The following is an 18942-nucleotide window of genomic DNA, read 5'->3' as shown; positions in this document are numbered from 1 at the left end:
GTTCCTTGAATGGGGCCGAAGCCAAGAGCCTAGCGGCTTGACAAGCGTTCTGCTTATCGAACAGAGGCTGTAAAAAATAAACGACTAACCAGTCAGTCAGATTCGTTAGCAACCAATCAAATCAGTCTTTTACCTACTCCATTCGTCTTGAGATGTAATTTTTTTCGCTCATGAGCGATTCAAGTGTTTGACATATTTGACGGATTTGGCAGACTGCGGCCCGTTGTCGCAACTGGTTACGTTTTTCCGGCTCCCCTGCCTGGTGCACCGGACGACCTTGGCCGCGCAACCCAACAAAAACAACTTTGTCAGTCGTGGCCCACCTGCCCGAGTTTCGTCTCGAGGGTGCGGTTCCCGGCGAGCCAACGGAACGAACAAATGCTGATCTGGTTTGTAGCGGTGTATCTGGTGATCACCGTAGCTGTCGGTTTCTACGCCACCACCCGCGTGCACAACTCCTCGGACTATGCCGCCGCCGGCCGGAGCATGTCCTTCCCCCTCGTCGTGACCATGGTGTTCGCCACCTGGTTCGGCTCCGAAGCCGTGCTGGGCATTCCCGCCACCTTCCTCGAAGAAGGCTTCGCCGGGATCATCGAAGACCCCTTCGGCTCCTTCGGCTGCCTGATGCTGGTCGGCGTTGTCTTCGCCCGCCCGCTGTACCGCCTCAACCTGCTCACCATCGGTGACTTCTTCCGCAAGCGCTTCGGCCAGCACGTGGAAATCTTCACCAGCCTGGTGATCATCATTTCCTACATGGGCTGGGTCGCCGCGCAGATCACCGCGCTGGGCGTGGTCTTCAGCGTGCTCTCCGACGGTGGCCTGACCACCACCCAGGGCATGATCATCGGCACCATCATCGTCCTGCTGCACACCCTGTTCGGCGGCATGTGGTCCGTGGCGCTGACCGACTTCCTGCAGATGATCATCATCGTCTGCGGCCTGTTCTACCTGGTCTGGCTGATCGGCGACATGGCCGGCGGCCCGGTCAACGTGATCAGCCACGCCGCCAGCGAAGGCAAGTTCACCTTCCTGCACGGCACTTCGGCCAAGGACATCGTCGCCTTCATCGGCGCCGCGGTGACCATGATGTTCGGCTCCATCCCGCAGCAGGACGTGTATGCCCGCGTGATGTCGGCCAAGACCGAGAAGATCGCCCAGCGCGCCACCATGACCGGTGCCTGCTGCTACCTGGTCTTCTGCATGCTGCCGATCTTCCTGATCTACGCCGCCTCGATGATCGAGCCGGAGATGGTCAAGCACTGGCTGGCCGAGGACTCCCAGCAGATCCTGCCGCACCTGATCCTGGAACGCACCCCGCTGTTCGCCCAGATCATGTTCTTCGGCGCCCTGCTCTCGGCCATCATGTCCTCCGCCTCGGGCGCCCTGCTGGCCCCGTCGGTGACCCTGACCGAGAACATCGTCAAGCACTTCCTGCCCAACATGAACGACCGCCAGGCCCTGCTGGCCATGCGTTGCAGCGTGCTGGCGATGACCGTCGCCACCTGCGTGTTCGCGCTGTTCTCCAACGCCAGCATCTACGAGATGGTCGGCAACGCCTACAAGGTGACCCTGGTTGCCGCCGTGGTGCCGCTGTTCTTCGGCCTGTTCTGGAAGCGCGCCACCACCCAGGGCGCCCTGACCGCCATCGCCTGCGGCCTGATCGGCTGGGTGTCGCTGGAGCTGGGCTACCAGGAAGGCGATTTCTGGCCGCCGCAGCTGGTCGGCCTGATCTGCAGCGCCATCGGCATGATCGTCGGCTCCCTGGCTCCGCAGTTCAGCGCCCACCGCGGCGAGAGCGTGTCGGAAATGGCAGCCGCCGCCGGCAACTGATCGCCCGAGCGACACACGAGAAGCCCCGCCTGGTGCGGGGCTTTTTTGTGGGCGATTACATGCATGCCGTGCGCGGAGGCTTTTCGTAGGAGCGAGCTTGCTCGCGAACCGCCCGGCATCGGAGCGTCCGGCAGCCTCGTTCGCGAGCAAGCTCGCTCCTGCAGGTTGGCCCCTCGCCCTGTGTGCGGGCGCACTGCCGGCCGGCAAACGCGCTCTGCAGCAGCCCGGGGAGGAACAGCGCCGGCGGGAACGACGGCGGTTTCGTCCCGTCGATGTGACGATCGCCGCAAGCCTGCCTATCCTCAACCTCGCCCCGTCACGCATTGGCGGGTAGGCTGCACGTCTTTCACCAGCGCCGGCGCTTACATGGCTCAGACCCCGACACCGCGAACACGCCCCACCCCACAGGCCGGCCCATGAAGCGCTGGAGCCGCAAACCGCTGACCCTGCGGATGCTGATACTGGTCTTCGTGCTGCTCGCCGCGCTGGCGACCCTGGGCAACAGCCTGGTGGTCGCCTACAACGTGCAACGCAGCGCACTGATCCACTCCACCCTGGAAGCCAATCGCGCCTATGCCGCCAAGGTGGCGCAAAGCATCCATGAATTCCTCGGCTCGGCGCGGCGCAACCTGGCCTACAGCGCCGGGATACTCGCCAACCATTTCCACGAAGCGCCCGTGCTGCACGCCGAGGCGATGCGCCTGCAGGCGCAGGACACCTTCTTCAACTCCATCATCGTTGCCGACGCCAGTGGCAAGGTGCTGCAGGCCTACCCCGACTCGCTGCAGATCGTCGGCACCACGCTGCGCTCGGAAGCCGTGCAGGATGCCCTGCGCCGCAAGCAACCGACCATCAGCCAGGCCTACGAATCCATCGCCGGCAACCTGGTGGTGCTGATTTCACAGCCGATCACCAGCCCCAGCGGCGAATACCTGGGCCTGGTCGGCGGCTCGGTGTACATCCTCAAGCCCAGCGTGCTGCACAGCATCATCGGCAGCCACTTCCAGCAGGAAGGCACCTTCGCCTTCGTCGCCGACGCCAACCGCCGGCTGCTGCACCACCCCGATCGCCAGCGGGTCGGCGAGATCGTCAAGCACAGCACCACGATCGAAGCCGCCCTGCGCGGCGAGAGCGGCGCCCTGGAAGTGACCAACTACCAGGGCGTGCCGATGCTCGCCGGCTTCGCCCCGGTGCCCGACGCCAACTGGGCGGTGGTCGCCCAGCAGCCGCGCGACCTCAGCCTGTCGCCGCTGCACCTGCTGATGAAGGACATGTTCCTCGGCCTGATCCCGGCCAGCCTGCTCGGTGTGCTGGCGATCTGGGCCGGCACCCTGCTGATCACCCGCCCGCTGCGGCAACTGGCGCAGAGCGCCGAGCAGCTGTCGGACCCGGAAACCCCGCGCGAGCTGCAGGACATCAACACCTGGTACCGCGAGGCGGCGGCGATCCGCAAGGCGTTGCTCACCGGCGTCGGCCTGATGCAGCAGAAGCTCGGCCAACTGAGCCTGGAGGCGCAGAGCGACGCGCTGACCGGCCTGGCCAACCGCCGTGCGCTGGGGGTGGCGCTGGAGGCGCTGGAGCAATCCGGCGTGACCTATTCGGTGCTGGCCGCGGACATCGACCACTTCAAGCGGGTCAACGACACCTGGGGCCACGACGCCGGCGACGAGGCCCTGCGCAGGATCGCCGCGGTGCTGCGCGACTCCTCCCGCGCCGGCGACCTGGCCTGCCGCGCCGGTGGCGAGGAATTCGTCCTGCTGCTGCCGCAGACCTCGCTGGACACCGCCACGGCCATCGCCGAGCGCATCCGCGCCACGCTGGAGACGACCCCGATTCCGCAGGTGGGCCTGTTGACCCTGTCCATCGGCGTCGCCGAGGTGGGGCCGCAGGCGGTGACCCCCGAGGCGGTGCTCAAGCTCGCCGACAAACGCCTCTACAGCGCCAAGCAGAACGGCCGCAACCGCGTGGTCAGCAGCGATATCGGCTAGGCCGGCGCGTCCAGCGTCGCCAGCCGCGCCGCCAGGGCGCGGGCCAGGCCGGCAACCCTGCCGGCATCGCCCAGCCCCGGCGCGATGTAGATGGCCGCGGCGAACGGCACCTCTTCCTCCAGCGGCAACGGCCGGCTGCTCAGGCCCAGCAGGCTGGCCATGCGCGCGGGCACGGTCAGCCCGAGCGGATGGTGGTCCAGCATCAGCCGCGCGGCCAGCGCACTCTGCACGCGGCAGGCGATGTTCCGGCGCAACCCGCGCAGGCCCAGCTGCAGGTCCACCGGGCAGAGGCCGCCGCGCCGCGCCGAAACCTGGATCTGCGGCTGGCGCAGGTAGTCGGCCAGGGTGTCCGGTGGCTGCGCCAGCGCCGCGCCGTGGGCGAAGACGTAGCGGTCAACCGGGACCGCCATGCGCTCGATGCCATAGCCGAACGGCACCACCTGCTCGATATCCAGCAGAATATCCAGCTGGCCGCCGCGCAGTTCGTCGAAGGCGACGCGGCGCTGCGGCTGGTAGAAGCTCACCCGCCAGTCCTCACCCAGGCGCGCCAGCGCCGTGTCGAGGAACAGCGGTTGCAGGCAGTCGATGCAGCTGACCCGCAGCTCGGCCCTGGCCGGCTCGCGCCCCGGCACCTGGCGCCAGCCCTCGCGCAGGCTCTCGAAGGCCAGGCGCACATGGTCGGCCAGGCGATGCGCGGCCGCGGTGGGCGTCACGCCCAGGTGGCTCTTGATGAACAGCGGATCGCCGCAGTGCCTGCGCAGGCGGCTCAGGGCATTGCTCACCGCCGGCTGGCTCAGGCCCAGCAGCCGCGCCGCACGGGTGATGCTGCGCTGCTGGTAGATGGCGTCGAACACCAGCAGCAGGTTGAGATCGAGGTCGTACAGGTCGTGCATGGTCAACCCGCGTCGCGCCACAGGACCAGGCCGAGCAGCAGGCCCGCCGTGAGCATCAGCGCCAGGCACAGGCAGGCCACCGCGCGACCGTTGCCGCCCCGGCTGGAGCCGGCCAGGGCGCGGCAGCTGCGGCGATAATGGCCACCCTGCCCGACCAGGCAGACCAGCGCGCACCCCACCAGCAGCGCCGCGGGGACCAGAGCCAGGGCCGACAGCTCGCCGATCCGCCGCAGCACCAGCGCCGCCAGCACCAGCAGCACCAGCAGGGTTCGGGTCCAGGCCAGGGTGGTGCGCTCGGCCTGCAAGCCGCCATCGCTCATGGTCGGCGGCTCATCGCGGATAGCCGATCAGCCCGGCGGCCAGCACCACGCAGGCCAGCGCCAGCACCGGCACCAGCAGCGGCACCGGCAGCGGCCGGCCATGGCGCAGCGCGCGCTCCACGGTCAGCCAGCGGCAGCCGGCCGCGCCCGCGGTGAGCAGACCGAGGCCAGCCAGCACCACGGCAAGAAAGGTCCGCGCCGCGGGTAGCAGCGCCGGCTCGGCAAAGGCATCCACGGCGATGGCACCGGCCAGCAACGCCATGGCGGTGCGAATCCAGGCCAGGAAGGTGCGCTCGTTGGCCAGGGTGAAGCGCGGGTCCGGCTCCTGGCCGCCGCCCAGCAGGCGCTCAGCCAGGCGGCTGCGGCCGCTGCTCATCGGCGCGCGCCCATCAGCGGATGCCCAGCCCGCGCAGGGCGCCGGGCGAGTAGTCCGAGGTGGTGGCGCGGAAGCCGAAGTCGTAGCCGCGCGGCTGCTCGTTGCTCATGTTCGAGGCGATGTAGCGGCCGGCCTGCAGGTCATAGAACACCTGGGCGGCGGACAGCAGCACCTGGGCGTCCGGGCGGTAGAAGGTGTGGTTCTCGCCGACCCGCCAGAGCTCGCCGCGGCTGTCGTACTGGTCGTTCTCCACCACCGTCCAGCTGTCCTCGTCGAGGTAGAAGCGACGCTTGGAGTAGATGTGCCGCGCGCCGGGCTTGAGCGTCGCTTCCACTTCCCACACGCGGTGCAGCTCGTAGCGGGTCGGCGCGGCGTCGATCACGCCGGGCTTGAGGAAGTCCGCGTACTTGAGGCTCGGCGAGGCCAGGCGGTAGCTGTTGTAGGGGATGTACAGCTCCTTCTTGCCGATCAGCTTCCAGTCGTAGCGGTCGGGCGCGCCGTTGTACATGTCGCGGCTGTCGGCGGTGCGCAGGCCGGCGGTGGTCGGCCCGGCGGCGTCGTAGGCGTTGTCCGGGGCGCGGCGCACGCGGCGCTGGCCGGAGCTGTAAACCCAGGACAGGCGCGGCTGCTTCACCTGGTCCAGCGTCTCGTGCACCAGCACCACCTCGCCCACCTGGCGCGACGGCGCGGTAATGCGGTGGCTGTAGTAGAACAGCATGTTGTCCACCTTGCCCGGCTCGTAGTTGCTCACCTGGTCGGCCATGGTGAAACGCTGCTCGGTGGTGGTGATCACGTAGTCGCCGCCGGCCTGGGGTGCCGCGCTGTCGTTGATCGACAGCAGGCTGCCGCCGCGATAGCGGGTGATGTGGTTCCAGATGGCTTCCAGGCCGTTGTGCGGAATCGGGAAGGCCACCGCGCCGTGGAAGCCCTCGATGCCGTTGCCATCGTTGACCAACTTCGCGCCCGTGGCGTTCTGCGCCACCCACGCCTTCACCTGCGCCGAGACGCCGACGCTGCGGTGGCTGGGGTAGACCGGCAGCTTGTACTGGCCGGGGTAGCGCTTGAGCAGTGCGATCTGCCCGGCGGTGAGGTTGGCCTGGTACTGCTGGTAGTTGCTCGAATCGATGGTGAACAGCGGCTGCTCGCTGGCGTAGGGGTCGGCCGGCGTGCCGTTGCCCTGGATCTTCAGGCCGTCGCCGGACAGCCCGCCCTGCCAGGCGGGCACCTTGCCGTCGGCGCTGGCAGCGCGCTCGGCGCCCAGGGGAGTCAGGCTGTCTTGCAGCGTGGCGGCCTCCCCGGCCGATACGGCGGCATGCGCGCCGTGGGCCAGGAGGATGGCGGAGAACAGGCAGTAGATGCGTTTCAAGGGGCAGGCTCCGTCAGAAGTTGATGCCGACCGACAGCGAGACGAAATCGCGGTCGCCGCGGGTGCCGTAGTCGCCATCGAAGTAGTTGGTGTAGGAAATGCCGGCGGTGTAGGTGCTGTTGAAGTCCGCATCCAGCGAAACGCCGACCGCCTTGGAACCCTCGTTGAAGCCCGAGACCTCCGCCGGGGCGTAGCCCTTCACGTCGTGGGACCAGGAGAGGCCGGGCTTGAGGTCGATGCCGGCGATGGCGTTGGCGTAGCTCCAGATCGCCCGGGCGCGGTAGCCCCAGGAGAAGGACGTGACGAAGCCGTCGTTGTTGCAGTTCTCCGGCGTCGCCGAGTTGGCGATGCACACCGCGTTGTTGGCCAGCTCGCCGGACCCGAACGTGCTGTTGCGCCCGTAGCGTGGGCCGCCGTTGCCCTCCAGGCCGCCAACGAAGGTGGCGCCCACCTCGCCCACCAGCACCAGCTGGTCGGCGCCCATGACCTGGCTGACGGTCTGGGTGGCGGTCATCTGCGCCTGGGTCACTTCCTTGCGGCGGTAGCCATCGGTGGCGTGGCTGTCGGCATAGGCCACCACGCCGGCGTCATACAGCGGGGTGCGTGACGGATCGCCCAGGCCGGACTGGATCAGGTCCGGGCCGTTGAACTGCAGCGGCAGGTTCGGCCGGTAGCTGATCTCGCCCTGCAGCGCGGTACCGCTGGACAGCGTGGTGGCGAAGGTCAGGCCGTACAGGCGGATGTCCTCGGGGTACTCGACGAAGTAGCTGGAGGTGCCCATGCGCAGCGCGTCGGTCAGCGTCTTGCCGGCGCTGCTGTTCATCAGGCCATTGCACGCCGCGCCGGACAGCCCGAGGTTGCCGCACAGTTGTGGCACGAAGCTGGTGTTGGTCAGGTAGGGGCTGCTGACCGAGCCGGTGTAGGGCAGCCGGCTGTGGTAGTTGGCGGCGTAGGCGCCGAACTCGGTGTCCAGGCTTGGCACGAACCAGTGCAGCGACAGGCCCCACTGGCCGCTGTTGCGGGCGTCCTGGTCAGCGCCGCGCTGCAGGCGGATGCCCTCGCTGGTCAGGTCCACGCCGAAGGGCGACAGCGCGCGCACGGCGGCGGCGTTGCCCCGCAGGTTGCGGCCCACGTCCAGGCCCGAGCAGCCTTCGGGGATGTAGTCGTTGCCGGAGAAGAAGGTCCCGCAGTTGTCCAGGTTGGTCTGTTCCCAGTCCAGCTGGTAGAAGAAGTCCGCCGAGAGGTTCTCGCTGAGGTTCTGGGTGACGTAGAACAGGTTCACCGGCACCAGCGCGTCCTTCACCTCCGAACCCGGCCGGCGGATGGCCGACAGGTTGGTCGGGTTGACCACGTTCAGGCCGCCCTGGATGAAGGTGCTCTCGCCCCAGTTCACCACCTGCTTGCCCAGGCGCACCGAGCCCGGCTCATCGGCGATCTGGAAGTTGTGGTAGACGAAGGCGTCCAGCAGTTCGAAGCCGGCGGACTTGTTGGCGTTGCTGCGGCCGGCGTCCTCCACGTCCTTGAAGCGCTGGCCCTCGTCGCGCAGGGCGTAGTCGTACCAGTAGCTGCCGCGCAGGAACACGCCGCTGTCGTTGTACTTCAGTTCCAGGTCGTGGCGGCCCTTGAAGATCTTCGAGAACACGTCGCCGGCGCGGTAGTTGCGACGGCCGTCATCGCCGGACGCGCTGCGCATCAGGCGCTGCTCCGGGTTGTGGGTGGACAGGCTGGCGCCCAGCGACAGCGCGGAGTCGAGCTGGCCCTGGACTTCTCCGATTTCGAAGTTGTAACCCCAGGCAGAATGGCAGGTGCAAGTTGCGACCAATAGCCATGAGCCTCGCACCATGATGCGAACTTTCGGCGTCATCACTCTTATCCTCTTTATTCTTTTCGAGCGATCTTCAGGCAATACAAGACCCACCTCGAAAGCACATGAGGCAACATGAGCTATCGAGCACAGGCTATTGAATTAGCTGGATATTTTGATTCGAAGAATTATTCTTCGGATGAACTTTCAGAACACTTTGCAGATTGTTGGCTTATCGTTACCGACCCTTGATTTACGGGGATGGCTCGATACTAAATAGCCCTCTGCCGACGAACAAATATCGTCTTCAGATGGGCCCCATAACAATCCGGCATGGCCGGACAAGGCACGACGATGACCCTCAAGCAGTTGCGTTACCTGATCGCCATCGCCGAGGCCGGCAGCTTCTCCGCCGCTGCCCGCAAGGCCTATATCGCCCAGCCGGCGCTGAGCCGGCAGATCGGCATGCTGGAGAGCGAACTGGAAGTGCAATTGCTGCTGCGCCAGCACGACGGCATCGACCTCACCGACGCCGGCCGGCGCCTGTACGAGGTGGCCCGTTCGGTGGTGCAGAAGATCGATTCGGTGAAGGACGAACTGGTGTCCAGCCGTGGCGACCCACGCGGGCGGGTGTCGGTGGCGATCCCGGTGACCACCTCTGCCCTGCTGCTGCCGGCGATCATCCAGCGCGTGCAGGAGAAGTTCGCCGGCATCGACCTGGTGGTGCGCGACGGCCTGAGCAAGGAAGGCGGCGAAGCCATCGAACTGGGCAAGGTGGATTTCGGCATCGTGCCCAATGCCGAGGAACTCGAAGGCGTGATCGCCGAGCCGATCTTCGTCGAGCAGCTCTACTGGGTCGGTCAGATGCCGCTGGCCAGCACGGGCGACACCATCACCCTGGCCGAGGCGCTCAGCCGGCCGCTGGTGATGCCGCCACGGGGCATGCACCTGCGCCGGCGCATCGAACAGGCGGCCATGGCGGCCGGGCTGGAACTCGACGTGAAGTACGAGCAGCAGTCCGCCTATGGCATCACCGGCCTGGTGGTCAGCGGGCTGGCGGCTTCCATCAGCAACTGGCCGCCCATCGAGGTGGGTTCGCAGTCCCTGGCGCGGCGCATCGTCGAGCCGCAGATCGAACGCACCATTTCCATCGCCCACTCGGCGCACAAGCCGCTGAGCTTCGCCGCGTCCTGCGTGCACGACCTGGTGCGCGAGCTGCTGGTGGAGGTGGTGCGCAACGGCATGTGGAAGGGCGAGCTGATCGAGCGCCCGCCCCTGCCGGCGGTCAATCTCGCGGATTGACCGCCGCTTCGGCACCGCCGATCAATGGGCGCCGGCCATCTCGCCCGAGAGCTGCGCCCGCGAGCGCTGCGGGCGCATCCAGGCCAGGCCGACCAGCCCCGCCACCACCAGCAGCACGCCGCTGACCGCGAAGCCGTGGGCATAGCCGGCGCCGTCCAGCCCGCCCGAGCGCTGCACCAGGAAACCGGTGACGATGGGCGCGCTCAACCCCGCCAGCGAGGCGAAGGCGTTGCCGATGGCGAGAACGCTGCCGCGCTGGGCGGTGGGCGTGACCTCGGCGAGCATTGCCGGGCCCACCGAGTACATCACCAGCGCCAGGCCGCCGCTGAGGGTCATGTAGGTCATGCGCAGCGCCACCGGCAGGTCCGCCAGCAGGCTGATGGAGAGCACGCCACTGGCCAGCAGGCAGGCCGAGACGAACACGCCGCGCGCCACCCGCGAGCTCACCCCGGCTCGCAGCAGGCGTTGCGACAGCCACGCCATGAACAGGCTGAGCGGCATGGTCACCAGCACGAACAGGCCGAACAGCCGTCCGGCATTCAGCGCGCTCATGCCCAGGCCGCTTTCCAGGTAGGCCGGCACCCAGGTCAGGGTCAGCGCCAGCGACCAGTTGGCGGCGAAGTGGCAGAAATAGTTGGCCAGCACCGTGCTGTCGCCCAGCAGGCGGCGGTACGGCAGGCGCTCGCCGCCGCCGTGGCCGCGCGGGCTTTCACCCAGCCGCCCCTCCTGGCCGAAGAAGAACCAGGCCACGCACCAGATGGCGCCGAAGATCGCCAGCACTGCAAAGTTGCTGCGCCAGCCGTAGTGGGTGCTGATCCACGGGATCATCAGCCCGGCGATCAGCAGCCCCATGGCACTGCCCGAATGCAGCAGCGCCACCGGCAGGCTGCGGCGCTCGTCGGGGAACCACTTGTACAGCGCGTGGGTGGCCACCGGCGAGGCCGGTCCCTCGCCCACGCCCAGCAGCACCCGGCAGGCCACCAGCGTCCACAGCGAGGTGGCATAGAGCATCGGCAACTGCACCAGCGCCCAGAAGGCGCCCATGCCCAGCAACAGCCAGCGGGTGGAGCGGCGGTTGGCGAGGAAGCCGCCGACCACCGCGGAGATGGAGAACAGCCAGTGCAGGCTGCCGCCGACCAGGCCGAACTCGGCCGGGGTCAGGTTCAGCTCCTTCATCATCGGCACCGCCACCAGGCCGGTCACCACCTTGTCGAGGAAGTTCACCAGCATCATGGCCGCCAGCAGGAAGGCGACCGTCCAGGCGCGGCGGGGCTGATAGGCGTTGTGTCGGGCATCGAAATTGTGCATGTCGCTTATCTCTCTTGTTCTTGTCGGGTGCTGCGCTCGCGCGGTCGGGCACCCGATCAATCGGGCATGAGGATGCCCTTGGCGATGGTGTTGCGCTGGATTTCGCTGGTCCCGGTGAGGATGCGCATCATACGGGTCGCGCGGAACAGCCACTCCACCGGATGCCCGTTGATCAGGCCGGCGCCGCCGTGCACCTGCACCGCGCGGTCGGCGATGCGGAAGGCGGTTTCGGAACTGAACACCTTGCACATCGACGACTGCGTGCGGATGTCGCCGCCGGCGTCGTAGCTGGCCGCCGTGGCGTACATCATGCTGCGCGCGGCGTACAGCTCGGTGGCCATGTCGGCGATCATGTGGCTGACCGCCTGGAACATGGCGATCGGCCGGCCGAACTGCACCCGCGTGCGGGCGTAATCCACCGACAGGTTGAGCGCCAGTTCGGCCATGCCGAGCATGGTTGCGCAGTGCAGCAGACGGTTAAGGGTGATACGCCCCATGGCCAGCTTGAAGCCCTTGCCCTCCTCGCCGATGCGGTGCGCCACCGGCACCTTCACCCCGTCGAGGAGGATGTCGCCGTGGGTGCCGGGGCCGGACATCGCCTGGTAGTCGGAGACCACCTGCGCGCCGGGCGCGGCGAGGTCGACGAAGAACGCCGAGATGCCCTCGGCGCCCTTGCCCGGCCCGGTCACCGCCAGCAGCACGGCGAAATCCGCGTAGGGCGCGCCGGAGATGTAGCGCTTGGCGCCATCGAGCACATAGTGGTCACCTTCCCGGCGTGCGCTGGTCTTGATCGCCGTCGCGTCGGAGCCGGCCTCGGCCTCGGTCAGGGCGAAGCACACGGCCTTCTCGGCGCGGCACACCGGGCGCAGGAAGTGTTCGACCTGCTCGTCGCTGGCGACGCGGAACAGGTGGCCGATGCGCGGCGGGCCGCTCAGCTCGCCCAGCACATGGGCGGCCAGCACCGCGCCGCTGCTGGCGGCGGCTTCCTTCACCGCGCACAGGTCGGCGATGCCCAGGCCCGCGCCGCCCAGTTCCTCGGGCAGCATGATGTTGTAGAAGCCGCGCTCGCAGGAGCGCCGCCACAGGTTGCGCAGCAGTTCGCGCGGGTGCTTCTCGCCGAAGCGGATGCCCTCGCGCTGCTCCAGCGGCAACAGTTCCTCGCGGATGAAGCCGCGCAGGTCGTCGATGATCGCCTGCGCCTTGGCGCTGGGTTGAATCGCTTGCATGGTCGTGCTCCTCAGATCCGCCGTTCCTGGTGCTGCCAATAGGGTTCGCGCACCAGGCGGCGCACGACCTTGCCGTTGGGGTTCTTCGGCAGCTCGCGGACGAAGTCCACGCTGCGCGGCTTCTTGAAGCCGGCCAGCTGCGCAGCGCACAGCTCGATGATCCGCGCCTCGTCCAGCTGCATGCCGGGCTTGAGCACCACCACCGCCTTGACCGCCTCGCCCCACTGCTCGTCGGGCACGCCGACCACCGCCGCCTCGAAGACTTCCGGCAGGCTGTAGAGCACCTGTTCGACCTCGGTGGGGTAGATGTTGAAGCCGCCGGAAATGATCATTTCCTTCTTGCGGTCGACGATGAACACGTAGCCGTGCTCGTCCACCGTGGCGAGGTCGCCGGTGAGGTAATAGCCGTCGCGCATGACCTCGGCGGTCAGCTCCGGCGCCTGCCAGTAGCCCTGCATGATGTCCGGCCCGCGCACGACGATCTCGCCGATCTCGCCGGGCTTCACATCCTCGAAGTCCTCGTTGACCACCCGCAGGTCGGTGTCGAAATAGCAGCGCCCGCAGGAGGCCAGGCGCCTGGGATCGTCCAGCGCGGCGATGTGGTCCTGCTCGGTGAGCACGGTGACCAGCGAGCAGGTCTCGCCGGCGCCGTAGCCCTGGGCGAGGATCGGTCCGAACACCTGCATGGCGCGGCGCACCAGCGCCGGCGCCATGGGCGCGGCGCCGTACATCACCAGGCGCAGGCTGCTCAGGTCGTAGCTTTCCACGCCGGGGAAGTTCACCAGGCGGTTGATCATCGCCGGCACCAGGAACAGCCGGGTGACGCGCTCGCGCTGGATGGTTTCCAGCAGCAGGCGGTCGTCGTAGCGCTCCACCAGCAGGTTGCACGCGCCGGCGGCGAGCAGCGGCATGATCTGCATGCCGCTGGCATGGGTGATCGGGCCGACGTGGGCCATCACGTCGCCCGGCCCGGACCGCCCGGTCGGGCTTGCGATACTCTTGCGCACCAGCGCCTTGCGGTTGCCGACGCTGAGCATGGCGGCCTTGAGCACGCCGGAACTGCCGGAGGTGTAGTGCAGCACGGCCAGGGCGTCGTCCGCCGGGTCGCAGCTGATGTGCGCCTCGCTGCCGCGTTCGAGCACCTGGGCGTAGGGCACGTCGGCGCCCTCGTCGGCCAGCGGGACGATCAGCCTGAGGTCCGGCAGCTCACCGCGGCGCTGGTTGATCAGCGCGCCGAAGGCGGCATCGGCGATCACCGCCTGGCTGCGCGAATCCTTCAGCACACTGATGACTTCGTCGGCGGCCAGGCGCGCATTGATCGGCACCTTGACCATGGCGTTCTTGTAGAGCGCGACTTCCGCCTCCACCAGTTCGACGCGGTTGAGCGCCAGGATCGCCACGTGGGCGCCCTGCTCCAGCCCCAGCGCCAGCAGGCCGGAGGCCAGGCGGTTGGTGCGGCGTTCGAGCTGGGCGAAGGTGAGGCGTAGGCGGGAGTCGACCACGGCTTCGCGGTCAGGCCAGTAAAGCGCACTGCGGCGCAGGATTTTTCCCAGGTCCACTTGTTGTTCTCGTTGTCAGGCTGCTGATGAAAGTGACGAACGAGATGCTAAGAGCCGTGCGCGGCAACCGGCCAATACCATAGGGCGATGCCGGCCATGCCGGAATGCGATGGGTCCTGCGGGGTGGCGCTGGCGCTCAGTCCACCGGCGGTTCCTGGGCCACCCCGCGCGGCCCGGCGACACCCCAGATGGCCAGCCCGACCACCGGGAAGATGACGATCAGCAACGACCACAGGGCCTTGGCATTCACGTCCTTGTCGCTGCGAAAAATGCTGACGATGGCCCACAGGTCCAGCAGCACGATGATGATCGCCACGGCGATCCAGAACCACGAGGCAAGGGCGAACGTGGACATTGGCGAGGTCTCCTCTTCGGCTTCGGGCGAAGCACGCCCGTGTCCTTGGGCTGGCCACAATCCACGCCCAAGGTTCATTCCGCGCGATGAAGGTGTACCCCGCCCGGCATCACCCACCCGCCGGATGAATTATGCGGCGAGCCCGCGCCATGCCACCTGTAGGAGCGGGCCACGCCCGCGATCCGCCGGCAAGGCCGGCGCCCCGCCCGGCATCACCCGGCAGCACGCACCCGCCGGGTGGATTTCGCGGACAAGGTCCGCTCCTACGGGAGCGCCGCCATCGCATGGCGCAACCGTTCGTCCCTGGCGTCGAACACCCGGCGCCCTGCCCGGGTCATCCCCATAGGCGCCGCGAACGACGTCGCCCACTGCCACTGCTCGTGCCGAGCCACTCACACTCGACCCGAATCGCGAGGTGCACACGATGGGCTGGAATGATCATCAGGATGTCGAACGCTCGGAAGGTCTTCGCCGGCTGCTCGAAGACGGCGTACTGGAAGCGGACAGCCGCGAGGAAATCCTCGCCCGCTACATCCTCAACCACGGGTTCGCCGCGCTGTCGGAAGCCCAGCAGCAGGAATTCCACGATCAATTGCTGCCGCTGCTCGACCGCCGTGACCGCGGCGAGGGGCTGATGCCGCAGAGCGACCTCGACCCGGCGATCGACGATCCCGAACTGGCCCGCGCGCAGATCAACGATCCGGGCAACGAAGACCCCGGCTCGTTGATCGAGAGCGAGGTAGCCGAGGGGCTGAGTCCGGGGCACCGGGACCGCCGCTGATCTTTCCATGAGGCTCGAGGAGAACGCCATGACCTTCCCCCTGACCCACTTCTTCGTCCACCCCGAACAGGCCTGGCGCGAGCTGCGCGACAGCTCGGACCAGTATCCGGCCGCCTACCTGCCGTTCTGGCTGCTGATGCCGCTGATCCCCGCGGTGTGCCTGTTCATCGGCACCACCCAGGTGGGCTGGCGCCTGCCCGGCAACGACGAGACCCAGTACCTGAGCCTGGCCAGCGGCGCGTTGCTCAGCTTCTGGTGCTACGTCGGCCTGGTGGCCGGGATCGTGATCATTGCCTACCTGACGCGCTGGGTCCTGTTCCGCACCGAGGTGCGCCCCAACGTCAACCGCAGCATGGGCTTCTCCACCGCCGTGGCGCTGCCGCTGATGCTCGCCGGGGTCGCCGCGCTGCTGCCCTCGCGCTGGTTGCTGATCCTCGCCGCCGGCGTGGCCACGGCGTACTCCGCCTGGCTGCTGTTCATCGGCCTGCCGATCTACATGCGCCTCACCCAGCGCAGCGCGGTGTTCTACGCCGGCTGCATCCTGGGCTTCGGCTTCCTCGTCCTGCTGACCACCGCGTTCGGCTTCCTCGAGCTATGGGGCCAGGCGATGAACGGGTCGGGCGAATATCTGCAGGAATAGCCGGGTCTGGATCCCGGCTCCCGTAGGAGCGGACCTTGTCCGCGAAGTCCATCAGACCGCCAGACGCTCACAGGACTGTCACCAGTGCTGACCGTCGGCCCTGCCGACGGATCGCGGGCATGGCCCGCTCCTACAGGTCGCGTTCCGCGCGGCTCTTCGAAGAGCGTGCTGGCGCCGCACTCGACTCCGGCACGGGCGAGATACGTTGGCTGCCTTGCCGAGCTACGGAGTACACCTCACCGGATTTCGCGGACAAGGTCCGCTCCTACGAACCCGTCACGCCGGAGCACACCTGTAGGAGCGTGCCGCGCACGCGATGGCGGACAAAGTCCGCTGTTCCGTGTGGGCGGTTCGCGAGCAAGAACTAGGCGCCCCCCTCGCCCCTACGAAGAGCGACTGCGCGACGGCCCGGCTTTGGCTTTGAAGACTTCCAGGAAAACATCCGAACACTCCGACCGCCCCGTTCAGGAGGCCGAGTGGAATCGAAGTTCCAGGGGTTGAGCGGCATGGATGCCGCGAGAGCCGCGATGGGCCAGGGATGGCCCTTCGCGGCGTGCCCCTGGAACTGCGATGGAGCGAGGGTATTTTTCGCCTCAGCGAAAAACCGGATGTCCGGGGCGAGACCTTTGGTTACTTTCTGTCGTTTGAGAAAGTAACTCGCCCGAGGGGGCGAAACAGGAAGTCCGCGCGCACGCCGAAGCGGCGCGGGAACGCCCACGTCGACGCAGTCAAACAGGATCGACATTCGAGCACGAACAAGGCGCCGGCCCTGCCGGCGGATCGCGGGCATGGCCCGCTCCTACAGGTGGGCATGGCGGGAGCGGATTTATCCGCGAAATCCATCAGGCCGGCAGACGCTGACAGGCATGTCACCAGCACTGAGCGCCGGCCCGCCGGCGGATCGCGGGCATGGCCCGCTCCTACAGCGCGGTATCACTGCTCGGGGCGCGGCACCGGTTCCTCCGGGGGCTGCTGCATGGGCACTTCTTCGGGGAAGTCCTCGGGAACCTGGCTCTCGCGATCCGGCGGGGCTTCCTGGGGCTGGGGTTGCTGGGCGTAAGGGGCGGCATGCATGGCGAATCCTCCGGCTGGGCAGTGGTTCCCATTGGGCCGTGCCCGCAGCGCGGAGGTTCGGTTTTTCTACCCGGCGCGCTTCACCTGCAACAGCAGCGCCAGCAACTGCTCGCGGTCGAACGGCTTGGGCAGGCGCAGCACCGAGTCGGCCAGCGTGTCGAGTCGGCCGGCATAGCCGGTGGTGAGCACGCAGGTCAGCCCTGGATGCGCCTCGCGCACCTGCTGGATCAGCAGCATGCCGTCCATGTCCGGCATGGCGAAGTCGGTGATCATCAGGTCGAACTGCGACTGCTCCAGCAACTGCAACGCCGCCCGCGCCGAGTCGCTGCGCGCCACCTGGCAACCGAGGTCGGCCAGCAAGGCGCTGGTGCCGGCCAGCACCAGCGCATCGTCGTCCACCACCAGCACGCGCATGCCAAGCGGCTCGGACGGCTCGCCGGGCGCCTGCGCGGACGGCGCCTCGCCGGGTGCCTCGGGCTCCGCCCTGACCTTCACCGCCGGCAACCAGATTTCCGCGGTGGTGCCCAACCCTGGCGTGCTGCGCAACATCAGCGCACCACCCTGCTGCTGGGCCAACCCGTGAACGATGGACAGCCCCAGCCCCGTGCCCTTGCCGGTCGGCTTGGTGGTGAAGAAGGGTTCGGCCGCACGACGCAAGGTATCGATGTCCATGCCCTGCCCGGAATCGGTCACCGCCAGGCAGACGTAATCCCCCGGCGCCAGCTTGCCGCTCTGGCGCGGCCCGACCTGGGCGTTACGCGCCGAGAAGGTGATGCTGCCACCGCCGGGCATGGCATCGCGGGCATTGGTGGCCAGGTTGATGATCGCCAGCTCCAGCTGGTTCTGGTCGCTCATCACGCAGTCCAGTTGCAACGGGAAGCGCGTCTCCAGGCTGATGGTCGGCCCGAGCGAACTGACCAGCAGCTCGCTCATGTCCTGCAGCAGCGCCGGCAGGTGGATGGGCTGCGGGAACAGCCGCTGCTTGCGGGCGAACGCCAGCATCCGCTGGGTCAGCTGGGCGCCACGGCGCGTGGCTTCCAGCGCGTTGCGCCAGACGGTCTGGATCTTCTCGTTGTCGCGCGGCAGTTGCCGCTCGAGCAGTTGCAGGCCGCCGAGGATCACCGTCAGCAGGTTGTTGAAATCGTGGGCGACGCCGCCGGTGAGCTGGCCCAGGGATTCCATCTTCTGCGACTGGATCAGCTCGTCGCGGGCGCGCTCCAGTTCCTCCTGGGCACGGCGCTTGTCGGTGATGTCGCGGGTGATCTTGGCAAAGCCCAGCAGCTTGCCGGTGTCGTCCAGCACCGGGTCGATGACGATGTTGGCCCAGAAGCGCGAGCCGTCCTTGCGCATCTGCAGGCGCTCCTCCTCGTAGCGCCCTTCGGCCAGCGCGGTGCTCAGGCTGGCTTCGGGAATGCCGCCCTCGCGGTCTTCCTCGCAGTAGAAGCAATCGAAGCGGCGGCCGATGATTTCTTCCGGGTGATAGCCCTTGATCCGTTCGGCGCCGGGGTTCCAGCTGGTGACGTGGCCCTCGGGGTCGAGCATGTACAGGGCGTAGTCGGTGACCCCGTTGACCAGCAGGCGGAACTGCTGCTCGCTGCGTCGCAGTGCGGCCTCGGTCTCGTGTTGTTCGGTGCGGTCGCGGGTGATCTTGGCAAAGCCGAGCAACTCGCCGTCGGCGTTGCGGATGGCATCGATGACGACGTGGGCCCAGAACGAGGTGCCGTCGCGGTGCAGGCGCCAGCCTTCGCTCTCGTAGCGGCCGACGCGCGCCGCCTCGCCCAGGGCCAGCTCGGGCAACCCGGCCTCGCGGTCGGCGGGGGTGTAGAAACGGGAGAAGTGCTCGCCGAGAATCTCGTCCGCGGCATACCCCTTCAGGCGCTGCGCGCCGGAGCTCCAACTGCTGACGCGCCCCTGCGGGTCGAGCATGTAGATGGCGTAGTCGGTGACCGCTTCGACCAGCAGGCGATAGCGCGCGTCCTCGACGAGTTTGGCGGTGCTGTCGATGGTATCGGGCATGAAGTCTGCGCTCCCTTGGCTCATTGGAGCAAAGCATAGGCGCGGCCATCCTACCGCGGATGCCGCCCGGCGGCGCAAGCGATTGCCGCTGGCGTAAAACTCTG

At 67.7% G+C, this 18942-nt stretch carries 16 protein-coding genes; 5 read left to right on the top strand and 11 right to left on the bottom strand.

Annotation, left to right across the window (positions count from 1 at the left end):
• Positions 1–378: 378 nt before the first annotated feature.
• Both N0B71_RS21210 and N0B71_RS21205 read left to right on the top strand, forming a co-directional pair.
• Complete coding sequence (locus N0B71_RS21210) at positions 379–1830, top strand: sodium:solute symporter family protein (RefSeq protein ID WP_017520910.1); 1452 nt, start codon at positions 379–381, stop codon at positions 1828–1830.
• A 416-nt stretch (positions 1831–2246) separates the two neighbouring features.
• On the top strand, positions 2247–3818 hold the full coding sequence (locus N0B71_RS21205; protein WP_259754731.1) for a sensor domain-containing diguanylate cyclase: 1572 nt from the start codon (positions 2247–2249) through the stop codon (positions 3816–3818).
• On the opposite strand, the gene N0B71_RS21200 is transcribed toward N0B71_RS21205, so the two are convergent.
• From N0B71_RS21200 to N0B71_RS21180, 5 genes are read right to left on the bottom strand one after another with little or no spacing between them, the layout of a single operon-like run.
• The gene (locus N0B71_RS21200) at positions 3815–4711 is read right to left on the bottom strand and encodes a LysR family transcriptional regulator (RefSeq protein WP_259754730.1); all 897 of its coding nucleotides are present in this window, start codon (positions 4709–4711) and stop codon (positions 3815–3817) included. The genes N0B71_RS21205 and N0B71_RS21200 overlap by 4 nt on opposite strands.
• A 2-nt stretch (positions 4712–4713) precedes the next feature.
• Positions 4714–5031 (bottom strand): DUF202 domain-containing protein, encoded by a 318-nt coding sequence (locus N0B71_RS21195; protein ID WP_259754729.1) that lies wholly within the window; start codon positions 5029–5031, stop codon positions 4714–4716.
• Positions 5032–5041: 10 nt separating this feature from the next.
• On the bottom strand, positions 5042–5407 hold the full coding sequence (locus N0B71_RS21190; protein WP_259754728.1) for a YidH family protein: 366 nt from the start codon (positions 5405–5407) through the stop codon (positions 5042–5044).
• A 13-nt stretch (positions 5408–5420) separates the two neighbouring features.
• A complete protein-coding gene (locus N0B71_RS21185; RefSeq protein ID WP_259754727.1) occupies positions 5421–6773 on the bottom strand; it encodes a DUF1329 domain-containing protein in 1353 nt (450 codons plus the stop codon).
• A gap of 13 nt (positions 6774–6786) precedes the next feature.
• Positions 6787–8616: a DUF1302 domain-containing protein gene (locus N0B71_RS21180; protein ID WP_442964689.1), complete on the bottom strand. Its 1830-nt coding sequence runs from the start codon at positions 8614–8616 to the stop codon at positions 6787–6789.
• Positions 8617–8931: 315 nt separating this feature from the next.
• On the opposite strand from N0B71_RS21180, the gene N0B71_RS21175 reads away from it, so the two are divergent.
• Positions 8932–9879 (top strand): LysR family transcriptional regulator, encoded by a 948-nt coding sequence (locus tag N0B71_RS21175; protein ID WP_259759645.1) that lies wholly within the window; start codon positions 8932–8934, stop codon positions 9877–9879.
• 21 nt (positions 9880–9900) lie between these two features.
• Here the strand turns inward: N0B71_RS21175 and N0B71_RS21170 are convergent, their stop codons facing one another.
• The 4 genes from N0B71_RS21170 to N0B71_RS21155 form a co-directional block, all read right to left on the bottom strand.
• Positions 9901–11187 (bottom strand): MFS transporter, encoded by a 1287-nt coding sequence (locus N0B71_RS21170; RefSeq protein WP_259754724.1) that lies wholly within the window; start codon positions 11185–11187, stop codon positions 9901–9903.
• 56 nt (positions 11188–11243) lie between these two features.
• Positions 11244–12413, bottom strand: coding sequence for an acyl-CoA dehydrogenase family protein (locus N0B71_RS21165; RefSeq protein ID WP_259754723.1), 1170 nt, complete (start codon positions 12411–12413; stop codon positions 11244–11246).
• A gap of 11 nt (positions 12414–12424) precedes the next feature.
• Entirely contained in the window at positions 12425–13972 is a 1548-nt protein-coding gene (locus tag N0B71_RS21160; protein WP_259754722.1) for an AMP-binding protein, read from the bottom strand.
• A gap of 136 nt (positions 13973–14108) precedes the next feature.
• A complete protein-coding gene (locus tag N0B71_RS21155; protein ID WP_259754721.1) occupies positions 14109–14327 on the bottom strand; it encodes a PLD nuclease N-terminal domain-containing protein in 219 nt (72 codons plus the stop codon).
• A gap of 424 nt (positions 14328–14751) precedes the next feature.
• Between N0B71_RS21155 and N0B71_RS21150 the strand changes: the two genes are divergently transcribed.
• Both N0B71_RS21150 and N0B71_RS21145 read left to right on the top strand, forming a co-directional pair.
• Positions 14752–15108, top strand: coding sequence for a hypothetical protein (locus N0B71_RS21150; RefSeq protein WP_259754719.1), 357 nt, complete (start codon positions 14752–14754; stop codon positions 15106–15108).
• 28 nt (positions 15109–15136) lie between these two features.
• Complete coding sequence (locus tag N0B71_RS21145) at positions 15137–15748, top strand: Yip1 family protein (RefSeq protein ID WP_259754718.1); 612 nt, start codon at positions 15137–15139, stop codon at positions 15746–15748.
• Between the two features lie 933 nt (positions 15749–16681).
• On the opposite strand, the gene N0B71_RS21140 is transcribed toward N0B71_RS21145, so the two are convergent.
• Entirely contained in the window at positions 16682–16822 is a 141-nt protein-coding gene (locus N0B71_RS21140) for a hypothetical protein (protein ID WP_259754717.1), read from the bottom strand.
• A gap of 66 nt (positions 16823–16888) precedes the next feature.
• Positions 16889–18838 carry a hybrid sensor histidine kinase/response regulator gene (locus N0B71_RS21135; RefSeq protein WP_259754716.1) on the bottom strand — a complete coding sequence of 650 codons (1950 nt, stop codon included), beginning with the start codon at positions 18836–18838 and terminating at the stop codon, positions 16889–16891.
• Between the last annotated feature and the right edge of the window lie 104 nt (positions 18839–18942).

Source organism: Pseudomonas sp. GCEP-101, from assembly GCF_025133575.1.
Classification (GTDB): domain Bacteria; phylum Pseudomonadota; class Gammaproteobacteria; order Pseudomonadales; family Pseudomonadaceae; genus Pseudomonas; species Pseudomonas nitroreducens_B.
Note: the sequence above shows the minus strand (reverse complement) of the source record. Positions and strands in the feature narration are given on the sequence as shown.

Coding starts and splice junctions, on each gene's coding strand:
- N0B71_RS21145 (WP_259754718.1), top strand. CDS start 15,137: ATGACCTTCCCCCTGACCCACTTCTTCGTCCACCCCGAACAGGCCTGG.
- N0B71_RS21155 (WP_259754721.1), bottom strand. CDS start 14,327: ATGTCCACGTTCGCCCTTGCCTCGTGGTTCTGGATCGCCGTGGCGATC.
- N0B71_RS21175 (WP_259759645.1), top strand. CDS start 8,932: ATGACCCTCAAGCAGTTGCGTTACCTGATCGCCATCGCCGAGGCCGGC.
- N0B71_RS21165 (WP_259754723.1), bottom strand. CDS start 12,413: ATGCAAGCGATTCAACCCAGCGCCAAGGCGCAGGCGATCATCGACGAC.
- N0B71_RS21210 (WP_017520910.1), top strand. CDS start 379: ATGCTGATCTGGTTTGTAGCGGTGTATCTGGTGATCACCGTAGCTGTC.
- N0B71_RS21135 (WP_259754716.1), bottom strand. CDS start 18,838: ATGCCCGATACCATCGACAGCACCGCCAAACTCGTCGAGGACGCGCGC.
- N0B71_RS21170 (WP_259754724.1), bottom strand. CDS start 11,187: ATGCACAATTTCGATGCCCGACACAACGCCTATCAGCCCCGCCGCGCC.
- N0B71_RS21150 (WP_259754719.1), top strand. CDS start 14,752: ATGGGCTGGAATGATCATCAGGATGTCGAACGCTCGGAAGGTCTTCGC.
- N0B71_RS21205 (WP_259754731.1), top strand. CDS start 2,247: ATGAAGCGCTGGAGCCGCAAACCGCTGACCCTGCGGATGCTGATACTG.
- N0B71_RS21200 (WP_259754730.1), bottom strand. CDS start 4,711: ATGCACGACCTGTACGACCTCGATCTCAACCTGCTGCTGGTGTTCGAC.
- N0B71_RS21140 (WP_259754717.1), bottom strand. CDS start 16,822: ATGCATGCCGCCCCTTACGCCCAGCAACCCCAGCCCCAGGAAGCCCCG.
- N0B71_RS21190 (WP_259754728.1), bottom strand. CDS start 5,407: ATGAGCAGCGGCCGCAGCCGCCTGGCTGAGCGCCTGCTGGGCGGCGGC.
- N0B71_RS21195 (WP_259754729.1), bottom strand. CDS start 5,031: ATGAGCGATGGCGGCTTGCAGGCCGAGCGCACCACCCTGGCCTGGACC.
- N0B71_RS21180 (WP_442964689.1), bottom strand. CDS start 8,616: ATGGTGCGAGGCTCATGGCTATTGGTCGCAACTTGCACCTGCCATTCT.